An 18,442-nucleotide genomic window follows, 5' to 3' on the forward strand; every position below is an offset into this window, starting at 1 on the left:
CGTCAGTCCTCTCCGCGCCGCAGTCGGTCGAGCCACCGCGCATCCTCGTCGTCCGACACGGGTGGGACACCGTGTTCGGACACAGCGGGCCACGATCCGAGGAACCGCACCTGCGCGAAGCGGTGCAATCCCTGCAGCGCCTCGGCGACCAGCGCGTCGTCGATGTGACCCACACAGTCCAAGTGGAAGAAGTAGGTGCCGTATTCCCTGCGGGTCGGCCGGGACTCGATACGCGACAGATCGATTCCGCGCGTGGAGAACTCGGTGATGGCGCGCACCAGCGAGCCGGGCTCGTTGGGGAGTTGCAGCACCACCGAGGTGCGGTCGACACCGGTGCGCTTCGGCACGGGCCGCGGCCGGGTGATGAGCACGAAGCGGGTGCGGGCGCCCTCGAAGTCGGCGACCTTGTCGGCGAGGACGGACAGGCCGAGCCGCTGTCCGGCGAGCGCCGTGGACACCGCCGCGTCGACCTTGCCGGACGCGACGTCCTCGGCGGCTCCCGCGTTGGAGGCCGCGGTCACGACCTCGGCGTCGGGCAGGTGGTCCTCGATCCAGCGACGCACCTGCGCTGCGGCCACCGGATAGGCACCGATAGTGCGGATCCGATCGCGGGTGATCCCTTCGCGGGTGACCACCGTGAACGCGATGTCGAGTTCGACCTCGGACACGATCTGCAGGCGCGGCCCGAGCGCGAGGGCGTCCATGGTGGGCGGCACCGAACCCTCGACGGAGCTCTCGATGGGGACGACGGCACCGTCGGCCTTCCCGTCGCGCAGGAGTTGCAGGGCAGCGGGCGGGCCGGCGGCCGAGACGCGCTCGACGTCGGCGGATCCGTCGCCGAGCACGTCGAGTGCACCGAGGCTCTCGAAGCGGTCGAGGGCCATCTCGGTGAACGTTCCCGAGGGTCCGAAATAGGCGATACGTGGCACGTGTACGAGGTTACGCATCGGTCGTGACGGGAAGGCGGACTCTGCGTGAACCGCACCCGAGCGGTGGCCCGTGTCAGCCGGTGGTGAGGTCGAGCGCCTCGAGCTCCCGGACGACGGCGTCTGTGTCGTCGACCTCGACGACCAGCAGGATCTCCCGCACCGCCGCGGCGGCCTCCGGTACGAGTCGCCGGAGCCGGGCCACGTCGGGAGTCCCGAGGGCTTCGCGGACGTCGAAACCGCTCAGCGCCGCGACGGTGGCGGAGAGTAGGGCGACGACGTCGTCGGTGCCGGTCGCGCGGGAGGCGTAACCGGTGTCGGCGTGAGCGAGGACGGAGAGGAAGTCGGCGACGGCGTCGCCCCCGCGACCTGCGGTCAGGCCGGGGATGTGACCGGCCTCGGTGAGCGCGCGGGCGGCGTCGGCGAGCGCGGCGTCGGGCACGTGCGGGTAGACGACCAGCGGTGCCGGCGCGGTGATCGCGAGAACGTCCTCGAGGTCCTCGGCCGTGCAGTCGACCTGATACCGGACCGGACGCCACCCGGCGGGCGAGGGGAGTTCGGCCGAGGCGTCGAGCTCGACGACAAGTTCGCGGGTGGGTGATCCGGTGACGGCAGCGGCCGGGACGATCGGCGGGGCGAGCGTGCGGCCGGTCGCGGCGAGGGCGTCGGTGAGGCTGTCGTGCCGGTGTGTGAGCAGCGCGTCGAGCAGTCCGCGGGGCTCGTCGCGGGACGGCGGCATTCCGAGAGGAAGTGGGATCGGCACCGATCCAGGCTACCGACGGACCACTTGCGACCGCGATCACAATGACTTAGGTTTGCCTCACCTACATCGAGAAGGAGGGTTGGCATGCAGACCACCACATCCGTCATCCCCGCGCCGACCACGGCCGAACGCGTACGCACCGCTCTCATCCGCGCCGACACGACGCAGCTCGCGATCGACGGCTGCGATCCACTCCCCACCTCGGTTCATCATCTCCTCGACGACGGGCAGGTCGCGGTGGTCGTCGCCGAGGACAGCCTCCCCGTCGCCCTCGCCTGGCAGTCCGGCAGCGCAGGCATCCCCGCCATGCTCGAGCTCACCGACCACTCCCCGATCGCCCTGCGCAATCCGGTCCGGTCGCTCATCTGGCTCAGCGGCACCCTGCGTCCCGTGGAGCATCCGCGCCGGGTCGCCGCCGAGATCGCGGAGATCCTGCCGCATCCCGAACTCCTCGACGTCGGACACCGCTCCGAACTGCTGTGCCTGACGCTCGACTCCGTCGTCGCCGCCGACACCACCGGGGCCGAGGCCGTCGACGTCGCCGACGTCCTCGACGCCGCTCCCGACCCGTTCGCCGCACTCGAGACCGGGTGGCTCCAGCACCTCGAAGAGGACCACGCCGACATCGTGCGGCAGATCGCGCGACGCATCCCGCCCGCGCACCGCGGCGGACGAATCCGCCCCCTGGGCCTCGACCGCTACGGACTGCGGCTACGCGTCGAGTCCGAAGGCGACGACCACGACGTGCGGATCCCCTTCCACGAACCGGTCGACGATCCCGCCGCCCTGAGCCGCGCGCTGCGCCTGCTCGTCGGCTGCCCCTTCCGAAACGGACTGCCGCCGCGCACCTGAGCGGTACGCGGCGGCAGGGATCATCCGAACGATCAGACCTTCTGCAGGTCGATACCCTTCGTTTCCTTCATGATCAGCGCAGCGATGCCGGTCGCGACGCACAGCACCATGATGTAGACCCCGAAGACCCAGCCGATGTCCCAGCCGGTGAGCAGCTGATTCAGGTAGGGCGCGGTGCCACCGAAGACCGCCACCGAGAAGGAGTAGGCGAAGCCGATGGCCTGGGTACGCAGGCGGGTCGGGAAGCTCTCCGACAGGGTGCACGACAGGATCGCACCAGGGATCGACACGATGAGCAGGGCGAGAGTGGTCGACACGAGCAGCGTCCACCCGGCCGACGTGATCATCGACGTCAGCGGGATCTGCAGCGCGAACATGAGGACCGCGAAGCCGCCGAGCATCGGGCGCCGGCCGATCCGGTCGGAGAGCAGACCCCAGAAGGGCAGCGAGACCAGCGCGATGACCTGGGCGATGACGAGCATCCAGTAGGCGGTGTCGGCGTCCATGCCCTTCTGCGTGATCGCGTACGTCGAGACGTACGAGGTCCACGTGTAGTGCGCCGCCGTGACACCCGAGGTCATGCCGATCATCAGCAGGATCGCACGCACGACCACCTTGCGCGGGATGCGCGGTTCGTCGACCCGGGTCTCCTGCTGGTCGAAGACCTCGCTCTCCTCCATGCTGCGTCGCAGGTAGAGGGCGAACAGCGCCAGGAAGAAGCCGAGGAGGAACGGCACGCGCCATCCCCACTCGCCCACGGCGCTCTCGGAGAGCGTCGAGGTGACCGCTCCGCCGATCGTGTACGCCAACACGGAACCACCGAAGATCGCGACGAAGGCGACGCTGCCCCACGTGCCGCGGCGATGCGGCGGCGCGATCTCGCTGACGTACGAGTAGGCGGTCGCCGACTCGCCACCGTGCGCGAAGCCCTGCACCACGCGGGCGAGCAGCAGGAGCACCGACGCCCACACGCCGATCGACGAGTAGGTGGGCATGAGCCCGATGACGAGGCTGCCACCGGCCATCATGAGCATGGTCGTGACGAGCACGAACTTGCGGCCGCGCTTGTCGGCGATGCGGCCGAACACGATGCCACCGAGCGGTCGCATCAGGAATCCGACGGCGAAGACCGCGAGTGTGGACAGCAATGCCGAGACCGGATTGTCGCTGTTGAACATCGCTGCGGCGATGAACGGAGCGAACACAGCGTAGGCGCTCCACTCGTACCACTCGAGGATGTTGCCCACGGAGCTGGCGAGAAGAGACTTCTTCTTCGATGCGAGAGTCACCGAAGTTGTTGCAACAGAATTCTTCTCAGCTGTTTCGATGTTCATGTCCCTACTTCCGGGTCGCAGATTCCCCTCGGCCCCCAAGGCCCCTATCCGCACCCGAGCGATCGATCGGTCGGGCGATGTGAAGTGTGATGGGTCACATGGACCGCTGTCAAATTGGACACATCACCGCGAACCGGTGGGGTGCCTCTCCGCGGCGAGAGGACCGGCCACGCAGGGTCCGGCACAATCGCTCCGGTGACGACCCTTCGCGACTGGCTGCGGCCCGCATCCCGCAATCCCGAGCCGCCCCTCGACCCCACCGAGCGCCGCGCGCTGTGGATCGAGATCACCATCGTCCTGCTCGTCACCTTCGGCCTGAGCGGGATCTCGTCGATCCTGTCGCTGGCCGAGGCGGCGCTGGCACCAGAACCGCTGTCGGATCAGACCGTCGCCCTCAACACGCCACGCTCGTCGCAGGGGTTCATCGATCTCGCCCGCCAACTCCTCGGCATCGTGCGCCTGCTCGCCTGGGGTGCCCTCGGCCTGTACCTGCTCTGGCGCAGCGGTGTCGGACCGCGACTCGCGGGCCTCGCCCGACCCGGTCTGCGCCGGGACCTGCTGCCCGGCCTGGGGCTGGCCGCCCTGATCGGACTCCCCGGACTGGTGCTGTACCTGGTGGCGCGGGCCGCCGGCCTGAACCTGACGGTCGCGCCGAGCCTGCTCGAGGACTACTGGTGGCGACTGCCCACCGAGGTGCTGTGGGCGATCGCCAACTCCGGGGCGGAGGAGATCCTGGTCGTCGCCTATCTCCTCACCCGCCTGCGGCAGCTCGGCTGGTCGGAGAATTCGTCGTTGCTCGCCTCCGCCCTGCTGCGCGGCAGCTACCACCTCTACCAGGGCGTCGGCGGCGGGTTCGGCAACGTCGTCATGGGCCTGGTCTTCGGGCGCTACTGGCAGCGCACCGGCCGGTTGTGGCCGCTCGTGATCGCCCACGCGCTCATCGACACCATCGCCTTCGTGGGCTACCAAGCACTGAGAGGCCACGTCTCCTGGCTGCCCTGAACGTAGAGTTGTCCGGGTGAACGGCGACCCTCGCGACCCTCGGAACCGGCCGCGGCCTCCGCAGGGACTTCCCCCGCAGGGCCCTCCTGCCCGACGGGCGGTACCGCCGAACCCGCAGCGCGAGGTGCCACCGCAGCGACGGGGCGCTCCTCCGTCACAGCGTCGCGGCGGCCCCCCGCCGTCCCCCGAGGGCACCCAGGTGCTCCGGCGCGACGGACGACCGCAGTCACCGCAGGCGTGGTCGCAGGCACCCGCCCCGAACTACCGGCCCGCTCCGCGGCAGGACCGGCAGCAACCGCCCCCGCAGCAACGACGCGACTGGGCACCGACGCAGCGACCCGAACGGATCGCCGACCCCGCCCCGAACCGTCGCCCGCCGCGCGGGAACACACCACCGCCCGCACCCCCGCGACGCCCTGCGGCACCGCCTTCACGACCGGGCCCGCCCTCACGACCGGCACCACGCCGCCCGCTCGGTGCCCGGCGCATCCTGCGGCGACTCGCGATCGTCCTGGTGGTGCTCGTCGTCGCGATGGGCGCGAGCATGGTCTACCTCGACGGCACACTCGCGCGCGTCGATGCGCTCGCCGATTACGACGGCCGGGTCGGCGACACCCCCGGCACGAACTGGCTGCTCGTCGGCTCCGACAGCCGCGTGGGCCTCACCCCCGAGCAGGAACAGGAACTCGCGACCGGCGGGGAGGTCGGCGCCGACCGCACCGACACGGTGCTGCTCGTCCACATCCCGCCCGGTGGGGGCGCCACGACGATGGTCTCGCTGCCCCGCGATTCCTACGTGAGCGTCCCGGGCTTCGGCCAGGACAAGCTCAACGCGTCGTTCGCGTTGGGCGGACCGCAACTGCTCGTGCAGACGGTCGAGGGCGCCACGGGCGTGCACATCGACCACTACGCCGAGATCGGCTTCGGCGGGTTCGCGTCGATCGTCGACGCGGTCGGCGGGGTCGACATCTGCGTGCCCTATCCGATCGACGACCCCCTCGCCGGACTCAGGCTCGAACCGGGATGCCAGGAGCTCAACGGAGCGCAGGCCCTGGGCTTCGTGCGCACCCGCGCCACCCCGCTCGCCGACCTGGACCGGATGAACAACCAGCGCCTGTTCCTGTCGGCGCTGCTGAGCAAGGCCACCAGTCCCGGCACCTTCCTGAACCCCTTCCGGGCATGGTCGCTGATGTCGGGTGCGGCCGGGTCGCTGCGGGTCGACGACGGCGACCACCTGTGGAACCTCGCACGACTCGCGTGGGCGATGCGCGGCGAGACGGTCACCACGACGGTTCCGGTGGGCGGATTCGACGACGTCTACGGCATCGGCAACGTCTTGCTGTGGGATCGTGAGCGCGCCGTGCCGTTCTTCGGAGCCATCTCGGAGGGCGACCCGATCCCGCCGGAACTGCTCGCTCCGGTCCCCTGACGGACGCCGCGAATCGTCGTCGATCTTGGGGAAGGCTGTCCGAATTTTCCGTAGGGTAGCCGATGCTGCGTTGCCCAAGGGTAGCCAAGGCTTGGATGAAAAGCGTGTTGACCTGCACTAACGTCGTGATCATGACGACGATGGGCGACATGACCAAGACCAAGTTCCACACGCTGCTGCACGACCAGATCCGCCACGAGTTCACGGCGTCGCATCAGTACATCGCCATCGCGGTCTTCTACGACAACACCGATCTCCCGCAGCTGGCGAAGCACTTCTACGCGCAGGCCGTCGAGGAGCGCAACCACGCCATGATGATCGTCCAGTACTTCCTGGACCGCGACATGGCCGTCGACCTCACCGGCGTCGACGCGGTGCAGTCGATGTTCGAGGATGCCCGCGAGCCGATCGCGCTGGCCCTCGCCCAGGAGAAGAAGGTCACCGACCAGATCGTCGAGCTCGCCCGCACCGCGCGCGACGAGGGCGACTACCTCGGCGAGCAGTTCATGCAGTGGTTCCTGCAGGAACAGGTCGAGGAGGTTGCGACGATGACGACCCTGTTGACCGTGGCCGACCGTGCCGGTTCCAACCTCTTCAACCTCGAGGACTTCGTGGCCCGCGAGCTCAACTCGAAGGTGCGCGAGCCGCGCGGCAATGCCCCGCTCGCCGCCGGCGGCGCCATCTGATCGTTCCTCCATCCGGGGACAGCCCACCCGGAACGACGAAGGCCACCTCCCGCAGGAGGTGGCCTTCGTGCTGTCGTGAGCGGGTCAGCGCAGGGTGACCTGGCGGCTGCGCAGGCCGTCGCGCGACCGGCGCTCGGCGGCGGTGAGCGGTTCGTCCACGGCGAGGGCCTCGTCGAGGCGCTGCCCGAACTCGATGGTCGGGGTGACCCATTCGTCGGGGTGCTTCTCGCGGTCGAGGTCGAAGACCGGCACCAGCAGACCGTGGGTGCGGAACGAACCAGCGAACCGCGATCCCTCACCGAGGTGCAGACCGCCCGCCGCGTGCACGCGCGACAGCGCCGCCATCAGCGCGTCCTCGTCCTCGGGGCGCACCCAGCGCAGGTGCGCCTTCTCGCCCGGATCGACCCACCACGCGCCGCGGAGACCGTCGCCTTCGAGACGCGCGGACGGCAGCACGGCTTCGTTCGCGTGCTTGACGGTGTGCGCGATCTCGGCGCTCGGTTCGACACCGGCCGGGATCCACCAGTCGAAGTCGTTGTGGACGGTGATCGCCGGCACGGCTGCCGGGTCGATCAGCTCGGCCAACGGCGGGGTGTCGTCGTCGACGCTCGCGACCTGCAGCGACGAGCCCGGCTCGGCCGTGTGCGCCCAGTGCAGGGCCGCGGCCAGTTCACCCGCCGGGTCCGGGCCGAAGCCGGCGGCGAGCTGCAGGCCGACGTACGCGACCGGCTCACCGTTCTCCTCGCGGACCAGGGCCGCTACCCCGCCGGGGAGGATGGTCGCACCCACGACGCGACGGCCGTCCTCGGCCGCGGGCAGCTCCGCGAGGGCCGACGGCACGAACTCGCGCAGTGCCACGAGATCGCATTCGAAGGCGAGTCCTTCGAAGGGCCGGGACGTCGCGGCGGCCGCTGTTTCCCGCTCGAGTCGGCGCTGCTCGAGCTTCGCGGCGCGGTTGCTGCCGGGCTTGGGTCCGCTGTTTCTCTTGCTCTTCTTGGCCACGGCGTCAAACTACACGGCGACCCGTGTCGCGATGTCGAGGTCGCGGGACCGGGTGGGGGTGCTCACCGATCGAAGGCGGCGTCGAGCTGCAGCTTGGTGCGCCCGGGATGGTTGGTGGCGACCCACTCGACGCCCAGCTCGCGGCACAGTTCGACGTCGGCGGGGTCGTCGACGGTCCAGCAGTAGGTGGCCCGGCCCGACAGCGCAGCCCGGTCGACGAGATCGCGGTGCTCGCGCAGCGTCGCGATCGACGGACCGACAGCGGTCGCGCCGACGGTGGTCGCGGCACTGCCGCGCAGGTAGCGCGAGGTCTCCCCCAGCAACACGGTGGGCAGCAGCGGCGCGGCCCGGCGGATGCGCCAGACGGCCCCCGCCGCGAACGACATCACCACCACCCGGGAGAAATCGGCCGATGCCGGGGTCGCGAGACCGAAGCGGGCCAGTTCGGCGAGCAGTTTGCTCTCCACGAGACCGCCGTAGCGGACGGGATGCTTGGTCTCGACGAAGACCTTCACCGGGACACTCGTGAAGTCCATGACGAGTTCGAGCAGTTGCCGCAGCGTGAGCAGGTCGGCGGGCTCGCCGGGGCGTCCGTAGTCGTACTGCGCGAGCTCGTCGAGGGTCATCTCGCTGACGACACCGGTGCCGTTCGAGGTGCGGTCGATCGTGCGGTCGTGCACGCACACGAGGTGACCGTCGCGGGTGAGCCGCACGTCGCATTCGACGCCGTCGGCACCTTCCTTCAACGCGAGCTCGTAGGCGCCGATCGTGTGTTCCGGGAGGGCGGCGGACGCACCGCGATGCGCGACGACCCGGGGATGCGCGCTGCGGGTCACGGCGCCACCGCCTCAACGCGCTCCTCGTCGTCCGCTCGTTCTCCGGCCGATTCCGGAGCGTCGTCCTGTTCTCCGCGGGCCTGTTCCTGCTCGCGCACGGCGGCGGGGACGATGGGCGCGATCGGCGACGAGGCCGGACCTGCCGCGTGGGTGAAGCGGCGACGGCGCAGCGGCCGTCCCCACAGGTCGGCGTCGTCGAACAGGCGCAGGACGTGCAGGGTCGACAGCGCGACGACCGTCCCGAGCGCCGCGAGGACGGCGGTGAGCAGGACGCCGTCGGCGCGGGCCTGCAGGGTGTCGCGCTGACGCCACGCGACCAGCGCCACCATGAGCACACCGTTGACCACCCACAGCACCCACCAGGTGCGGATCGCGCGGAGCAACCGCGGGTCGCGGTCGGCGATCTCGGTGAGGAAGACACCGGGCATCGCGAGGTTGAGGCCCGGAACGACCAGCCCCGCGAGGATGGACAGCGGCGACCGCGACTCGGCGAGACCACGCTCGGCGTAGATGCGCCGGCGCAGGTCGATCAACCGCAATCCGGATGCGACCGCCGCGGCCAGCGCCACGACCGGCCCGACCACCTGGGTCGCCCACACCGCGGCATCCGACAACGCGAGCACGAGCGGGTCGACGAGACGGGTGCGGTTGTACAGCAACACTCCGTACCGGACGGCCTCGGCGACCGCCGCGAGACCGAAGACGACGGCGGTACCGACGAGCAGCGTCGGCGCGAGGTCGGCGGCGGTCTCGGCGCGATCGGGTTCGACGTCCTCGTCCGGGAGCGGATCGAGCAGTCCCCAGCGGGGCATCTCACGATAGGACGGGGTCTCGGGAGCCGGACACCCGTGCGCAGGCGACGTCGGTTCGGTCGTCGGAGCACCACCCGCGGGTCGCGCGACCCAGCGGAAGTTACGGCGCGACGGAGGAACCGTCCCGTCGGGGGCGACGGGTGAGAGCAGCACACCGCGGCAGGCCGGGCACCACTGCCGCGGCTGATATGTCACCGGCCAGCGATTCTCACAGCGCACACAGATCTGATAGGCCGACATCAATAGATCTTTGCCGGTTCGTCGCGCTCGGAGACGAGCGGGAGTCCGTGCTTCTGCCACGCCACCATGCCGCCCGCGACCTGGAAGGTCTCGTACCCGATGCGGGCCAGGTACTCGACCGCTCCGAGGGAGCGGCCGCCCTGCCTGCAGATCACGTAGATCTCGGCGTCGGGGTCGAGTTCCTCGATGTGGGCGGGCACGTCGGCGAGCGGAATGTGCAGCGCGCCGGGGGCGTGTCCGAGTTCCCATTCGTCGTCCTCGCGGACGTCGAGGAGGACGACCTCGTCGCCGAGTTCGGGTACCAGGTCGACCGACACGGTGGGCACGTCGGAAAAGCTCACGTCTCAATAGTGGCACGCGGCGTGAACGGATGTGGGTGTGGTCGTACCGATACTGTTCCGCAGGTGGGGCAGGTGGGTCTTCCACAACACTCCCCATCAACCCCATCCGCTGGAGTTATCCACAGTTTCCACAGGTTCATCAACAGGCCTATCCACGCATGGGGAATCACGCTCGAGACATCTCACAGTGGACAAGCACCCGCCGATGGCCCGCGCCGGTTCCGTCGCTGAAATGATCGGGTCATGGAATTACGCATCTTCACCGAACCCCAGCAGGGCGCCACCTACGACGACCTCCTCGCCGTCGCACAGACCGCGGAACGACTCGGCTACGGCGCGTTCTTCCGCTCCGACCACTACCTGGCCATGAACGCCGAGGGCCTGCCCGGACCGACGGACGCATGGATCACGCTGGCCGGTCTCGCCCGCGACACGTCGACGATCCGCCTCGGCACGCTCGTCACCTCGGCGACCTTCCGGTACCCCGGCCCGCTCGCAATCTCCGTCGCGCAGGTCGACGCCATGAGCGGCGGACGCGTCGACTTCGGATTCGGAGCCGGCTGGTTCGAGGAGGAGCACCTCGCCTACGGCATCCCCTTCCCCACGCTGAAGGAGCGGTTCGACCGCTTCGAGGAGTCCCTCGCGGTCATCACCGGCCTGTGGGACACCCCCGAGGGCGAGACGTTCTCGTACGAGGGCGAGCACGTGCGGATCGAGAACTCCCCGGCGCTGCCGAAGCCGTACCAGCGTCCCCACCCACCGATCGTCATGGGCGGCGCAGGCAAGAAGCGCACGCCGGCACTGGCGGCGCGCTACGCCGACGAGTTCAACGTGCCGTTCAAGTCGCTGGACGAGACGAAGGTCCTGTTCGAGCGGGTGCGCTCGGCCTGCCGGGATGCCGGACGCGACCCCGAGGAACTGACCTACTCGAACGCACTCGTGCTGTGCTGCGGCCGGGACGAGGACGAGATCGCGCGTCGCGCGGCACGGATCGGCCGTGAGGTCGACGAACTGCGGGAGAACGGACTCGCGGGCACGCCGCAGGAGTTGATCGAGAAGATCCGCACCTTCGCCGAGGCCGGGACGCAGCGCATCTACCTGCAGGTCCTCGATCTCGCCGATCTCGAGCACCTCGAACTGGTGGCGAACGAGGTCATGCCCGCCGTCGCGGATCTCTGACGCGCAGGCGGTGCTTGCAGTCCTAGCCGGGTCAGTGGCTGCTGGTGGAGCCGAGGAACGCTTCGATGTCCCGGCTCCACTCGCGGCTGCGCCGCACCTCGAGACGCCAGTGCGCGAGGGCGAACAGCCCGGCCGCGGCGGCGGCGGAGAACGTCCACAACCACACCCCGGACAGCACGGCGGTGAACTTCGCGGCGGAGGTGGTCAGCGGGGGCTGCGTGTATTCGCCGGTGCTCCCCTCGACCCAGACCTGCACCTCGCTGCCCGCGGTCGCGAGACTGTCCACCTGGACGAGCGCGTGACGCGTCTCGTCGCCCCAACCCCAGGTCGCGGGGGCCGAGGAGATCTTCACGGTCTCGCCCCATCCGGAGGAGTCGCTCAGGGCATCGGCGTCGAGGACGGCCGTGACGCTGACACGTTCGGCATTCTGCTTCTCGGAGAGTTCGAGCTGGGAGCTCCACATGGTGGCGGACACCCACACCGCGACGGGGATCAGGATCGCCATCACGGCGATCATGAGGGTGAAGCAGCGCGCCTCGAGCTTGTCGGTGCGACGCACGAGCGGATCCCGCCTGCGCAGACTTCGCCGTGTGCGCCGCAGATACCCCGCTCTGGTCGTCATGTCGGCAAGCCGTCCCTTTCCCCCTCTGGAATGATCCCTTCTTCCAGAATGCGTCCGCCTTCGGGGAAGTTCAAGGAACGCCAACGCATCTCACACTCGCACTGCGAGCGGAGATGTGGTGCGCGACACCGTCGAACCCTGAGGCCCGACGCTCTCTCAGGCGCCGAGGCCCACCGGGCAACTCACGCCGGTGGCGTGGACGGGGCAGTAGCCGTTGGGATTCTTCGCGAGGTACTGCTGGTGGTAGTCCTCCGCGTAGTAGAACTGCGTGAGCGGGGCGATCTCCGTGGTGATCTGCCCGTATCCGGCGTCGGCCAGTCGCTTGCCGAACGCTTCGGCCGTGGCCTCGGCGACCTCGATCTGCGTCTCGTCGTGGGTGTAGATCGCCGAGCGGTACTGGGTGCCGTGGTCGTTGCCCTGCCGCATGCCCTGGGTGGGGTCGTGATTCTCCCAGAACTGCTGCAGGATGTGTTCGTAGCCGGTCACCTTCGGGTCGAAGACGACGAGCACCACCTCGGTGTGCCCGGTCCGGCCGGAACACACCTCCTCGTAGGTGGGGTTGGGGGTGTAGCCGCCGGAATAGCCGACCGCGGTCGAGTAGACGCCGTCGAGCTGCCAGAACTCCTTCTCGGCGCCCCAGAAGCAACCCATGCCGACGACTGCGGCCTGCAGGCCCTCAGGGAGGGGGGGAACGATGCGGTTGCCGTTGACGTAGTGGGTCTCGGGGACGGGCAGCGGTTCGGCGCGACCGGGGAGCGCGTCCTCGCGCGTCACCATCTGCGACTTCGAACCTGCACGGGCGAGGATCTCGTCGAACCAGGACATGACCCGATGCTACGCGCGGGTCGGAGCGACAGTCCGTTCGTCGGAAGCGACCTGCTTCGGCGCGAGCCAGCGGCTCTTGATCCAGTGCGCAGCCGGAACCTCGACGCTGCGGTACAGCACCTCGGCGACGAGACCGCAGCCGATCAGCAGCAGCACGATCGCCGCGGTCGTGCCGACGATGCCCACGGTGTTCTCGTAGATCCGGTACATCACGAGGGTGTGGGTCAGGTAGATGCAGTAGCTGCGGGTCGCGACCCAGGAGACGACGGTCGAGCGCGCGAGGCGCCCGTCGTACCGCGCGACCAGCACGATCGCCGCGAAGACCACCGTCACCGTCCACAGATAGCGGCTGCCCGACCAGTAGACGTTGATGTCCGTGGCCATCACGATCACCGCGATCTGCGCGAACATCGCCGCCAGCAGGGCGCGCAGCGAAATCAGGCCGGCCCAGCCGAAGTACACGATCTGCCCCAGGAACAAGGTCGGCAGCGTCGACGCGATCTTCGACAGGAACGGCACCGTGTACGGCTCGGGCACGTACAGGTTGTAGAGGAGCACCAGCATGCACAGCACGGCGCCGAGCATCGGCACCGCCACCGGCGCCGTCCGCAGCAGCGACCGTCCCGCCACGCACCACAGGTAGAACGAGATCTGTGCGGCGAGCGTCCACACCACGCCGAGCACGATCACCTGTGGTTTCAGGAAGAACGCAGCCAGGAAGAAGGACAGGAACGCCTCGGAGACCGACACCGTGGTGTGGCCGCTGAAGGTGCCGTTGATGCCGAGCCACACGAGCACGACCGCGGCGAGGATCGCCACCCAGAAGGCCGGCAGGAGCCGCGCGGCCCGGGCGATGAGGAACTTCCGGCGGTCCTGCCGGATCGCGGACCGGGTGACGAGCATGCCCGTGAGCATCATGAACGCCGTCACCCCGACGGACGACAGGTGCTGGTTGAGGCCGGCGCCCTTGACGAGTACCTCGTAGGTGAGGTCGATGCCCCACCAGCCCGTCCCGAGGTCGTCGATCAGGTAGAAGGCGATGTGGGAGTAGAGCACGGCCGCGACCGCGACGAACCGGACGACATCGACGCCCGGCAGATCCACACGCGGTGCATCGGCCCCGCGTGTCGGTTCGTTCAGGAAGGGCCGAAACACGCGCCAATGTTAAGGTCCCGTTCACGCAGCCGTTGCCGATGGTCCCGATATCCGACTGTTTGCGCTGGTGAGAGCTATTTTCCGGACGCGTGGGCCGTTCCGGGTGCTCTCCGACACAGTCGCGGTCCGATCGTGTCCGCATTACGGGGAATGTTGCGGACGGTGTAGTTATGGACTTGGGTGGAAACCCGAGAAGGTACGGAATAACTGCACGGGCCGGACGGCCCGGTGAAGAAGGGACCCTTCGTGGCTGAATACACACTTCCGGACTTGCCCTACGACTACGCAGCGCTCGAGCCGCACATCTCGGCGAAGATCATGGAGCTGCACCATTCGAAGCACCACGCCACCTACGTCGCCGGTGCGAACACCGCTCTCGAGAAGCTGGCCGAGGCCCGCGAGAACGGCACCATGGCGGCCCAGGCGACCAAGCTCGAGAAGGACCTCGCCTTCCACCTGGGTGGTCACACCAACCACTCCGTCTTCTGGAACAACCTCTCCCCCGAGGGTGGCGACAAGCCCGAGGGTGAGCTCGCTGCTGCGATCGACGATGCCTTCGGTTCGTTCGACAAGTTCCGCGATCACTTCTCCGCGAACGCGAACTCCATCCAGGGCTCCGGCTGGTCGATCCTCGCGTGGGATTCGATCGGACAGCGTCTGATCATCGTCCAGCTGTACGACCAGCAGGGCAACATCCCGATCGGCCTGACCCCGCTGCTCATGCTCGACATGTGGGAGCACGCCTTCTACCTGCAGTACCAGAACGTCAAGGCCGACTACGTCAAGGCCTTCTGGAACATCGTCAACTGGGCGGACGTGCAGGCTCGCTTCGAGCGCGCTCGCACCGCCACCTCGGGCCTGATCGTCTAGTACGGATCGGGCATACAGGTCGCGAGACCGACAGCGAGGGCGCCGGGACACCGGCGCCCTTCGTCGTCTCCGGGCCTGGTCTTTCCTATCCGCTACAGGAATCGCTATCCGCCGCAGCAATTGCCGAGGCGGATAGCAAGAGGTGTAGCGGCAGTGCTGGCACTCGACACCTCTTGTGTGCCAACGAAGAAAACGGGCATTCTCCCCTTACCGACCGAGAGGGAGGAGTGGGATGAACGCCGAAGAACACAGCCGCATCGAGCTGTCCGCATTCCAGTCCGCCGGGTCGCTTCGAGGTTTCGTCGTCTCGGGCAGATGGCCCGCGACCACCCGCGAATGGGCCCAGGTGCTGGCGATGACGGTGCGGATCGCGTCGCTGCCGGGACTGCTGCCCACCTCGACGGTGTTCGGGGTCAAAGAAGAACTGCCCGACGACCCCGAGCCCGGAACCGTGGGCCTCGTGGTCGCCGAAGGTCCGGTGCTCGGCGAGCGTGCCGTGCAGCCCGGACGGTTCGCCGAGCATCAGCCGCCGGCACTGATCATGCTGCATCCGCCGTCGGAGACGACGCCGTCACTGCCGGAGAACGCCGGCGCCGCCTCGGGCTGCGTGCTGCTTCCCGGGATCCCACATCTCGGGCTCGAGCATCGCGCCGCATGGGTCGAGGCCGAACCGGACGGCACGGTGACGGCACTGGTCAGCAAGGTGGGAGTGGATCCGGGCAACGACCCCGACACCGCGATTCTGGCTATGCTGCTCGCTTCGTGAGGGCGCCCTGAAAACGAGAGTTCGGTTCTCCGAAAGTTAGCATTGCCTTTACAGAATTCGGTTCGCCGGGCTAACGTTGTCGTCGGCGAAGGGGAGTAGCCCCCAATCGCAGGGTCGACATACTGGCGGCGCCCGACAACGGCACTGCCCGGCCCCGCGGACCGGATCATCCTCCGGTGGGCGAGACCTTCGGCCGCTGGTCGCACCGTGCGTCCGGCGTCCGGAGGAAGCCCCGTTTCCTCCATACGAAAGGAGGAAACGCATATGTGGTCCGCGCTCGTCTTGTCCTTCGCAGTCGTCTTCGTCGCCGAACTCGGCGACAAATCCCAGCTCATGGCGATGACCTTCGCCCTGCGGTATCGCTGGTGGGTCGTCCTGTCGGGGATCCTGTTCGCGACCACCGCGGTGCACCTCGTGTCAGTGGCTGTCGGGCACTATCTGGGTGTCGCGATCCCCGCGACCGCCATCTCCATCGTCGGCGGCATCGCCTTCCTGATCTTCGGCGCGTGGACGCTGCGCGGCGACTCCCTCGACGACGACGAGCAATCCAAGGCCGGACGCGTCGCGCGTTCCGCCTTCCTCGCCGTGACCTCGGCGTTCTTCCTCGCCGAACTCGGCGACAAGACGATGCTCGCGACCATCACGCTCGCGACCGACAACAACTGGGCCGGGGTGTGGATCGGGTCCACCGTCGGCATGGTCGCCGCCGACGCGCTGGCCATCGTCATCGGTGCCGTGTTCGGTCGGCATCTTCCCGACAACGCCATTCGCTACGGTGCTTCCGCCCTGTTCTTCGGCTTCGGCGCGTGGATGCTCGGCGACGGCCTGTTCCCGGCGACCGGCGTCGTCGGACCGATCGCCGGCGCGGTGGCCCTGCTGCTGTCCGTCGCCGCGATGGTGGTCGTCCGCCGGCGCGCCCGCCGTGTCACGGAGGACGAGGCCCCGGCGCTCATGCGTCCCTGATCACCGTCCCGAACAGTGTCTTTCCACTCTGCACAGGAGTATGCTTGCCGATAGGCAAATAAATTCGGAGGTGGTTCCATGTCTGAACTCACGGACAGCACCCCTCGATCCGAAACTCCTCCGTTCGACGCGGAAGACGTCCATCGTCTGCGTATCGCGATCGGACGGATCTCCCGCCGCATGGGCATGTTCGCCTCGGAGGAAGGGCTGACGCGTTCGCAGTCGACCCTCCTCACGACCGTCGCCCGCCACGAGACGATCGGAGTCCGCGACCTCGCGGAGATCGAAGGGCTCAACCCGACCATGTGTTCGCGCATGGTGGGCAAACTCGAAGACGCCGGGTTGCTCACCCGGTCCCCCGACACCGACGACAAGCGTGTCGTCCGCGTCCACATCACTCCCGCCGGTGCCGCACTCTCGGCGGAACTGCGCGACCGCCGCACCGCCCTGTTCGCCCGTCACCTCACCGAACTGAGCGACCGGCACCTCGAAGCTCTGCACGACGCACTGCCCGCCCTCGAGGCACTCTCGCAGCGCGTCGCCGATTCACCGCGCCCCTCCGCCGAGAGGGGTCGCCCGTGACAATGCTCGCCGACATCAGAGGACAGACCTTCGCCGCCCTGCGCGGCCCCAACTTCCGCCTCTACATCAGCGGCCAGGCCGTCTCGCTCATCGGCACGTGGATGCAGACGGTCGCGCAGTCGTGGCTCGTCCTGCAGCTCACCGGCTCCGCGACCGCCATCGGCATCGTGCTCGCACTGCAGACCGTGCCGATGCTGCTGCTCGGCCCCTACGGCGGCGTGGTCGCCGACCGCTCCGACAAACGCCGGCTCATGATCGGGTTGCAGACCCTCATGGGTGTGCAGGCCCTGATCTTGGGGCTGCTCGTCGTCACCGACACGATCGCCCTGTGGCACGTCTACTTCCTGGCGGTCGCGCTCGGCCTCAACCAGTGCTTCGAGAACCCCGCCCGACAGTCGTTCATGCTCGAACTGGTCGGTCCGGAGGATCTGCGGAACGCCGTGAGCCTGCAGTCGGTCCTCGCCTCGTGCTCCCGCATGATCGGCCCGGCCGTCGCCGGCCTGGTCATCGCCGCGGGCGGACTCGGCGTGTGCTTCCTGCTCAACGCCGCGAGCTTCGTTGCCGTCGTCACCTCCTTGCTGCGACTCGACGTCTCCCGGCTCCAGCGCTCCCCCGCCGCCGCCCGCGCGAAGGGACAGCTGCGTGAGGGTTTCGCCTACGTCCGCAGCACGCCCGACCTGGCCGTCCCGCTGTCGATGATGGCGCTCGTCGGATGTCTGGCCTTCGAGTTCCAGGTGGTTCTGCCGGTCCTGGCCGACCACACCTTCGCTGCCGGTGCCGGGGCCTACGGCTTCCTCACCGCCGCGATGGGCGCCGGATCGGTGGTGGGGGGCCTCGCCGTCGCCACCTGGGGTCGCACCGGAACCCGGCCGCTGATCCTCACCTCCCTCGCGTTCGGCATCGCCATGGCGGTCGCCGCCGCGGCCCCGAACCTGACCACGCTCATCGTGCTCATGGTGATCGTGGGCGCACTGAGCGTGACGTTCACGTCCACCACCAACAGTTCGCTGCAACTCGCCTCCGCGCCGACGATGCGCGGACGGGTGATGGCCCTGTGGTCGGTCGCCTTCCTCGGCTCCACGGCCATCGGCGGTCCCATCGCCGGATGGGTCTGCGAGCAGTGGGGTGGCCGGGCCGGATTGCTGCTCGGTGCCGTCGCGTGTCTCGTCGCCGCGGCGATGGGAGTCGTCGCACTGCGCCGCCGGACCGCGACCCCCGCGGAACCCGCGGCCGTGACCGGTTAGGGTTCGTGACGAA

20 protein-coding genes are annotated in these 18,442 nt (G+C 68.8%); 10 read left to right on the forward strand and 10 right to left on the reverse strand.

Going from position 1 to position 18,442, the window contains the following annotated elements; genetic code table 11:
- Positions 1–2: 2 nt before the first annotated feature.
- Both pheA and NVV99_RS11215 read right to left on the reverse strand, forming a co-directional pair.
- Positions 3–929 (reverse strand): prephenate dehydratase, encoded by a 927-nt coding sequence (gene pheA / locus NVV99_RS11210; RefSeq protein ID WP_024102655.1) that lies wholly within the window; start codon positions 927–929, stop codon positions 3–5.
- A gap of 73 nt (positions 930–1,002) precedes the next feature.
- Positions 1,003–1,665: a hypothetical protein gene (locus NVV99_RS11215; RefSeq protein ID WP_041803513.1), complete on the reverse strand. Its 663-nt coding sequence runs from the start codon at positions 1,663–1,665 to the stop codon at positions 1,003–1,005.
- A gap of 108 nt (positions 1,666–1,773) precedes the next feature.
- On the opposite strand from NVV99_RS11215, the gene NVV99_RS11220 reads away from it, so the two are divergent.
- Complete coding sequence (locus tag NVV99_RS11220) at positions 1,774–2,541, forward strand: DUF2470 domain-containing protein (protein ID WP_024102653.1); 768 nt, start codon at positions 1,774–1,776, stop codon at positions 2,539–2,541.
- A gap of 32 nt (positions 2,542–2,573) precedes the next feature.
- Here the strand turns inward: NVV99_RS11220 and NVV99_RS11225 are convergent, their stop codons facing one another.
- A complete protein-coding gene (locus tag NVV99_RS11225; protein WP_024102652.1) occupies positions 2,574–3,875 on the reverse strand; it encodes an MFS transporter in 1,302 nt (433 codons plus the stop codon).
- A gap of 195 nt (positions 3,876–4,070) precedes the next feature.
- Between NVV99_RS11225 and NVV99_RS11230 the strand changes: the two genes are divergently transcribed.
- The 3 genes from NVV99_RS11230 (at position 4,071) to NVV99_RS11240 (ending at position 6,992) form a co-directional block, all read left to right on the forward strand.
- On the forward strand, positions 4,071–4,877 hold the full coding sequence (locus NVV99_RS11230; protein WP_006553406.1) for a CPBP family intramembrane glutamic endopeptidase: 807 nt from the start codon (positions 4,071–4,073) through the stop codon (positions 4,875–4,877).
- 199 nt (positions 4,878–5,076) lie between these two features.
- Positions 5,077–6,306: an LCP family protein gene (locus NVV99_RS11235; RefSeq protein ID WP_024102651.1), complete on the forward strand. Its 1,230-nt coding sequence runs from the start codon at positions 5,077–5,079 to the stop codon at positions 6,304–6,306.
- Positions 6,307–6,437: 131 nt separating this feature from the next.
- Positions 6,438–6,992 carry a ferritin gene (locus NVV99_RS11240; RefSeq protein ID WP_024102650.1) on the forward strand — a complete coding sequence of 185 codons (555 nt, stop codon included), beginning with the start codon at positions 6,438–6,440 and terminating at the stop codon, positions 6,990–6,992.
- Positions 6,993–7,076: 84 nt separating this feature from the next.
- Here NVV99_RS11240 and NVV99_RS11245 read toward each other — a convergent pair whose 3' ends face one another.
- From NVV99_RS11245 to NVV99_RS11260, 4 genes are all read right to left on the reverse strand, one after another.
- The gene (locus NVV99_RS11245; protein WP_024102649.1) at positions 7,077–7,994 is read right to left on the reverse strand and encodes a DUF5926 family protein; all 918 of its coding nucleotides are present in this window, start codon (positions 7,992–7,994) and stop codon (positions 7,077–7,079) included.
- A gap of 62 nt (positions 7,995–8,056) precedes the next feature.
- On the reverse strand, positions 8,057–8,830 hold the full coding sequence (locus NVV99_RS11250; protein ID WP_016694581.1) for a glycerophosphodiester phosphodiesterase: 774 nt from the start codon (positions 8,828–8,830) through the stop codon (positions 8,057–8,059).
- On the reverse strand, positions 8,827–9,882 hold the full coding sequence (locus NVV99_RS11255; RefSeq protein ID WP_024102648.1) for a DUF4328 domain-containing protein: 1,056 nt from the start codon (positions 9,880–9,882) through the stop codon (positions 8,827–8,829). Before NVV99_RS11255 ends, NVV99_RS11250 begins: the two co-directional genes overlap by 4 nt.
- On the reverse strand, positions 9,882–10,208 hold the full coding sequence (locus NVV99_RS11260; protein WP_006553400.1) for a rhodanese-like domain-containing protein: 327 nt from the start codon (positions 10,206–10,208) through the stop codon (positions 9,882–9,884). Before NVV99_RS11260 ends, NVV99_RS11255 begins: the two co-directional genes overlap by 1 nt.
- Positions 10,209–10,466: 258 nt before the next feature.
- On the opposite strand from NVV99_RS11260, the gene NVV99_RS11265 reads away from it, so the two are divergent.
- Positions 10,467–11,402 carry an LLM class F420-dependent oxidoreductase gene (locus NVV99_RS11265; protein WP_006553399.1) on the forward strand — a complete coding sequence of 312 codons (936 nt, stop codon included), beginning with the start codon at positions 10,467–10,469 and terminating at the stop codon, positions 11,400–11,402.
- Between the two features lie 31 nt (positions 11,403–11,433).
- Here NVV99_RS11265 and NVV99_RS11270 read toward each other — a convergent pair whose 3' ends face one another.
- From NVV99_RS11270 to NVV99_RS11280, 3 genes are all read right to left on the reverse strand, one after another.
- Positions 11,434–12,024, reverse strand: a complete 591-nt coding sequence (locus NVV99_RS11270) for a hypothetical protein (protein WP_242411670.1) — start codon at positions 12,022–12,024, stop codon at positions 11,434–11,436.
- 156 nt (positions 12,025–12,180) lie between these two features.
- Positions 12,181–12,849 carry a peptide-methionine (S)-S-oxide reductase MsrA gene (gene msrA, locus NVV99_RS11275; RefSeq protein WP_024102645.1) on the reverse strand — a complete coding sequence of 223 codons (669 nt, stop codon included), beginning with the start codon at positions 12,847–12,849 and terminating at the stop codon, positions 12,181–12,183.
- Positions 12,850–12,858: 9 nt separating this feature from the next.
- Positions 12,859–13,953: an acyltransferase gene (locus tag NVV99_RS11280; protein WP_033097862.1), complete on the reverse strand. Its 1,095-nt coding sequence runs from the start codon at positions 13,951–13,953 to the stop codon at positions 12,859–12,861.
- A 297-nt stretch (positions 13,954–14,250) separates the two neighbouring features.
- Between NVV99_RS11280 and NVV99_RS11285 the strand changes: the two genes are divergently transcribed.
- The 5 genes from NVV99_RS11285 to NVV99_RS11305 all read left to right on the forward strand — a co-directional run bounded on the left by NVV99_RS11285 (position 14,251) and on the right by NVV99_RS11305 (position 18,429).
- Positions 14,251–14,874 (forward strand): superoxide dismutase, encoded by a 624-nt coding sequence (locus NVV99_RS11285; protein WP_006553395.1) that lies wholly within the window; start codon positions 14,251–14,253, stop codon positions 14,872–14,874.
- Positions 14,875–15,106: 232 nt separating this feature from the next.
- Positions 15,107–15,640, forward strand: a complete 534-nt coding sequence (locus NVV99_RS11290; RefSeq protein ID WP_024102643.1) for a hypothetical protein — start codon at positions 15,107–15,109, stop codon at positions 15,638–15,640.
- Between the two features lie 264 nt (positions 15,641–15,904).
- Positions 15,905–16,603 carry a TMEM165/GDT1 family protein gene (locus NVV99_RS11295; RefSeq protein ID WP_006553393.1) on the forward strand — a complete coding sequence of 233 codons (699 nt, stop codon included), beginning with the start codon at positions 15,905–15,907 and terminating at the stop codon, positions 16,601–16,603.
- 78 nt (positions 16,604–16,681) lie between these two features.
- Positions 16,682–17,185 carry a MarR family winged helix-turn-helix transcriptional regulator gene (locus NVV99_RS11300; RefSeq protein WP_006553392.1) on the forward strand — a complete coding sequence of 168 codons (504 nt, stop codon included), beginning with the start codon at positions 16,682–16,684 and terminating at the stop codon, positions 17,183–17,185.
- Entirely contained in the window at positions 17,182–18,429 is a 1,248-nt protein-coding gene (locus NVV99_RS11305; RefSeq protein ID WP_197539104.1) for an MFS transporter, read from the forward strand. Before NVV99_RS11300 ends, NVV99_RS11305 begins: the two co-directional genes overlap by 4 nt.
- Positions 18,430–18,442 lie beyond the last annotated feature (13 nt).

The sequence above is a fragment of the Rhodococcus sp. PAE-6 genome (assembly GCF_025290685.1).
Taxonomy (GTDB): domain Bacteria; phylum Actinomycetota; class Actinomycetes; order Mycobacteriales; family Mycobacteriaceae; genus Rhodococcus; species Rhodococcus pyridinivorans.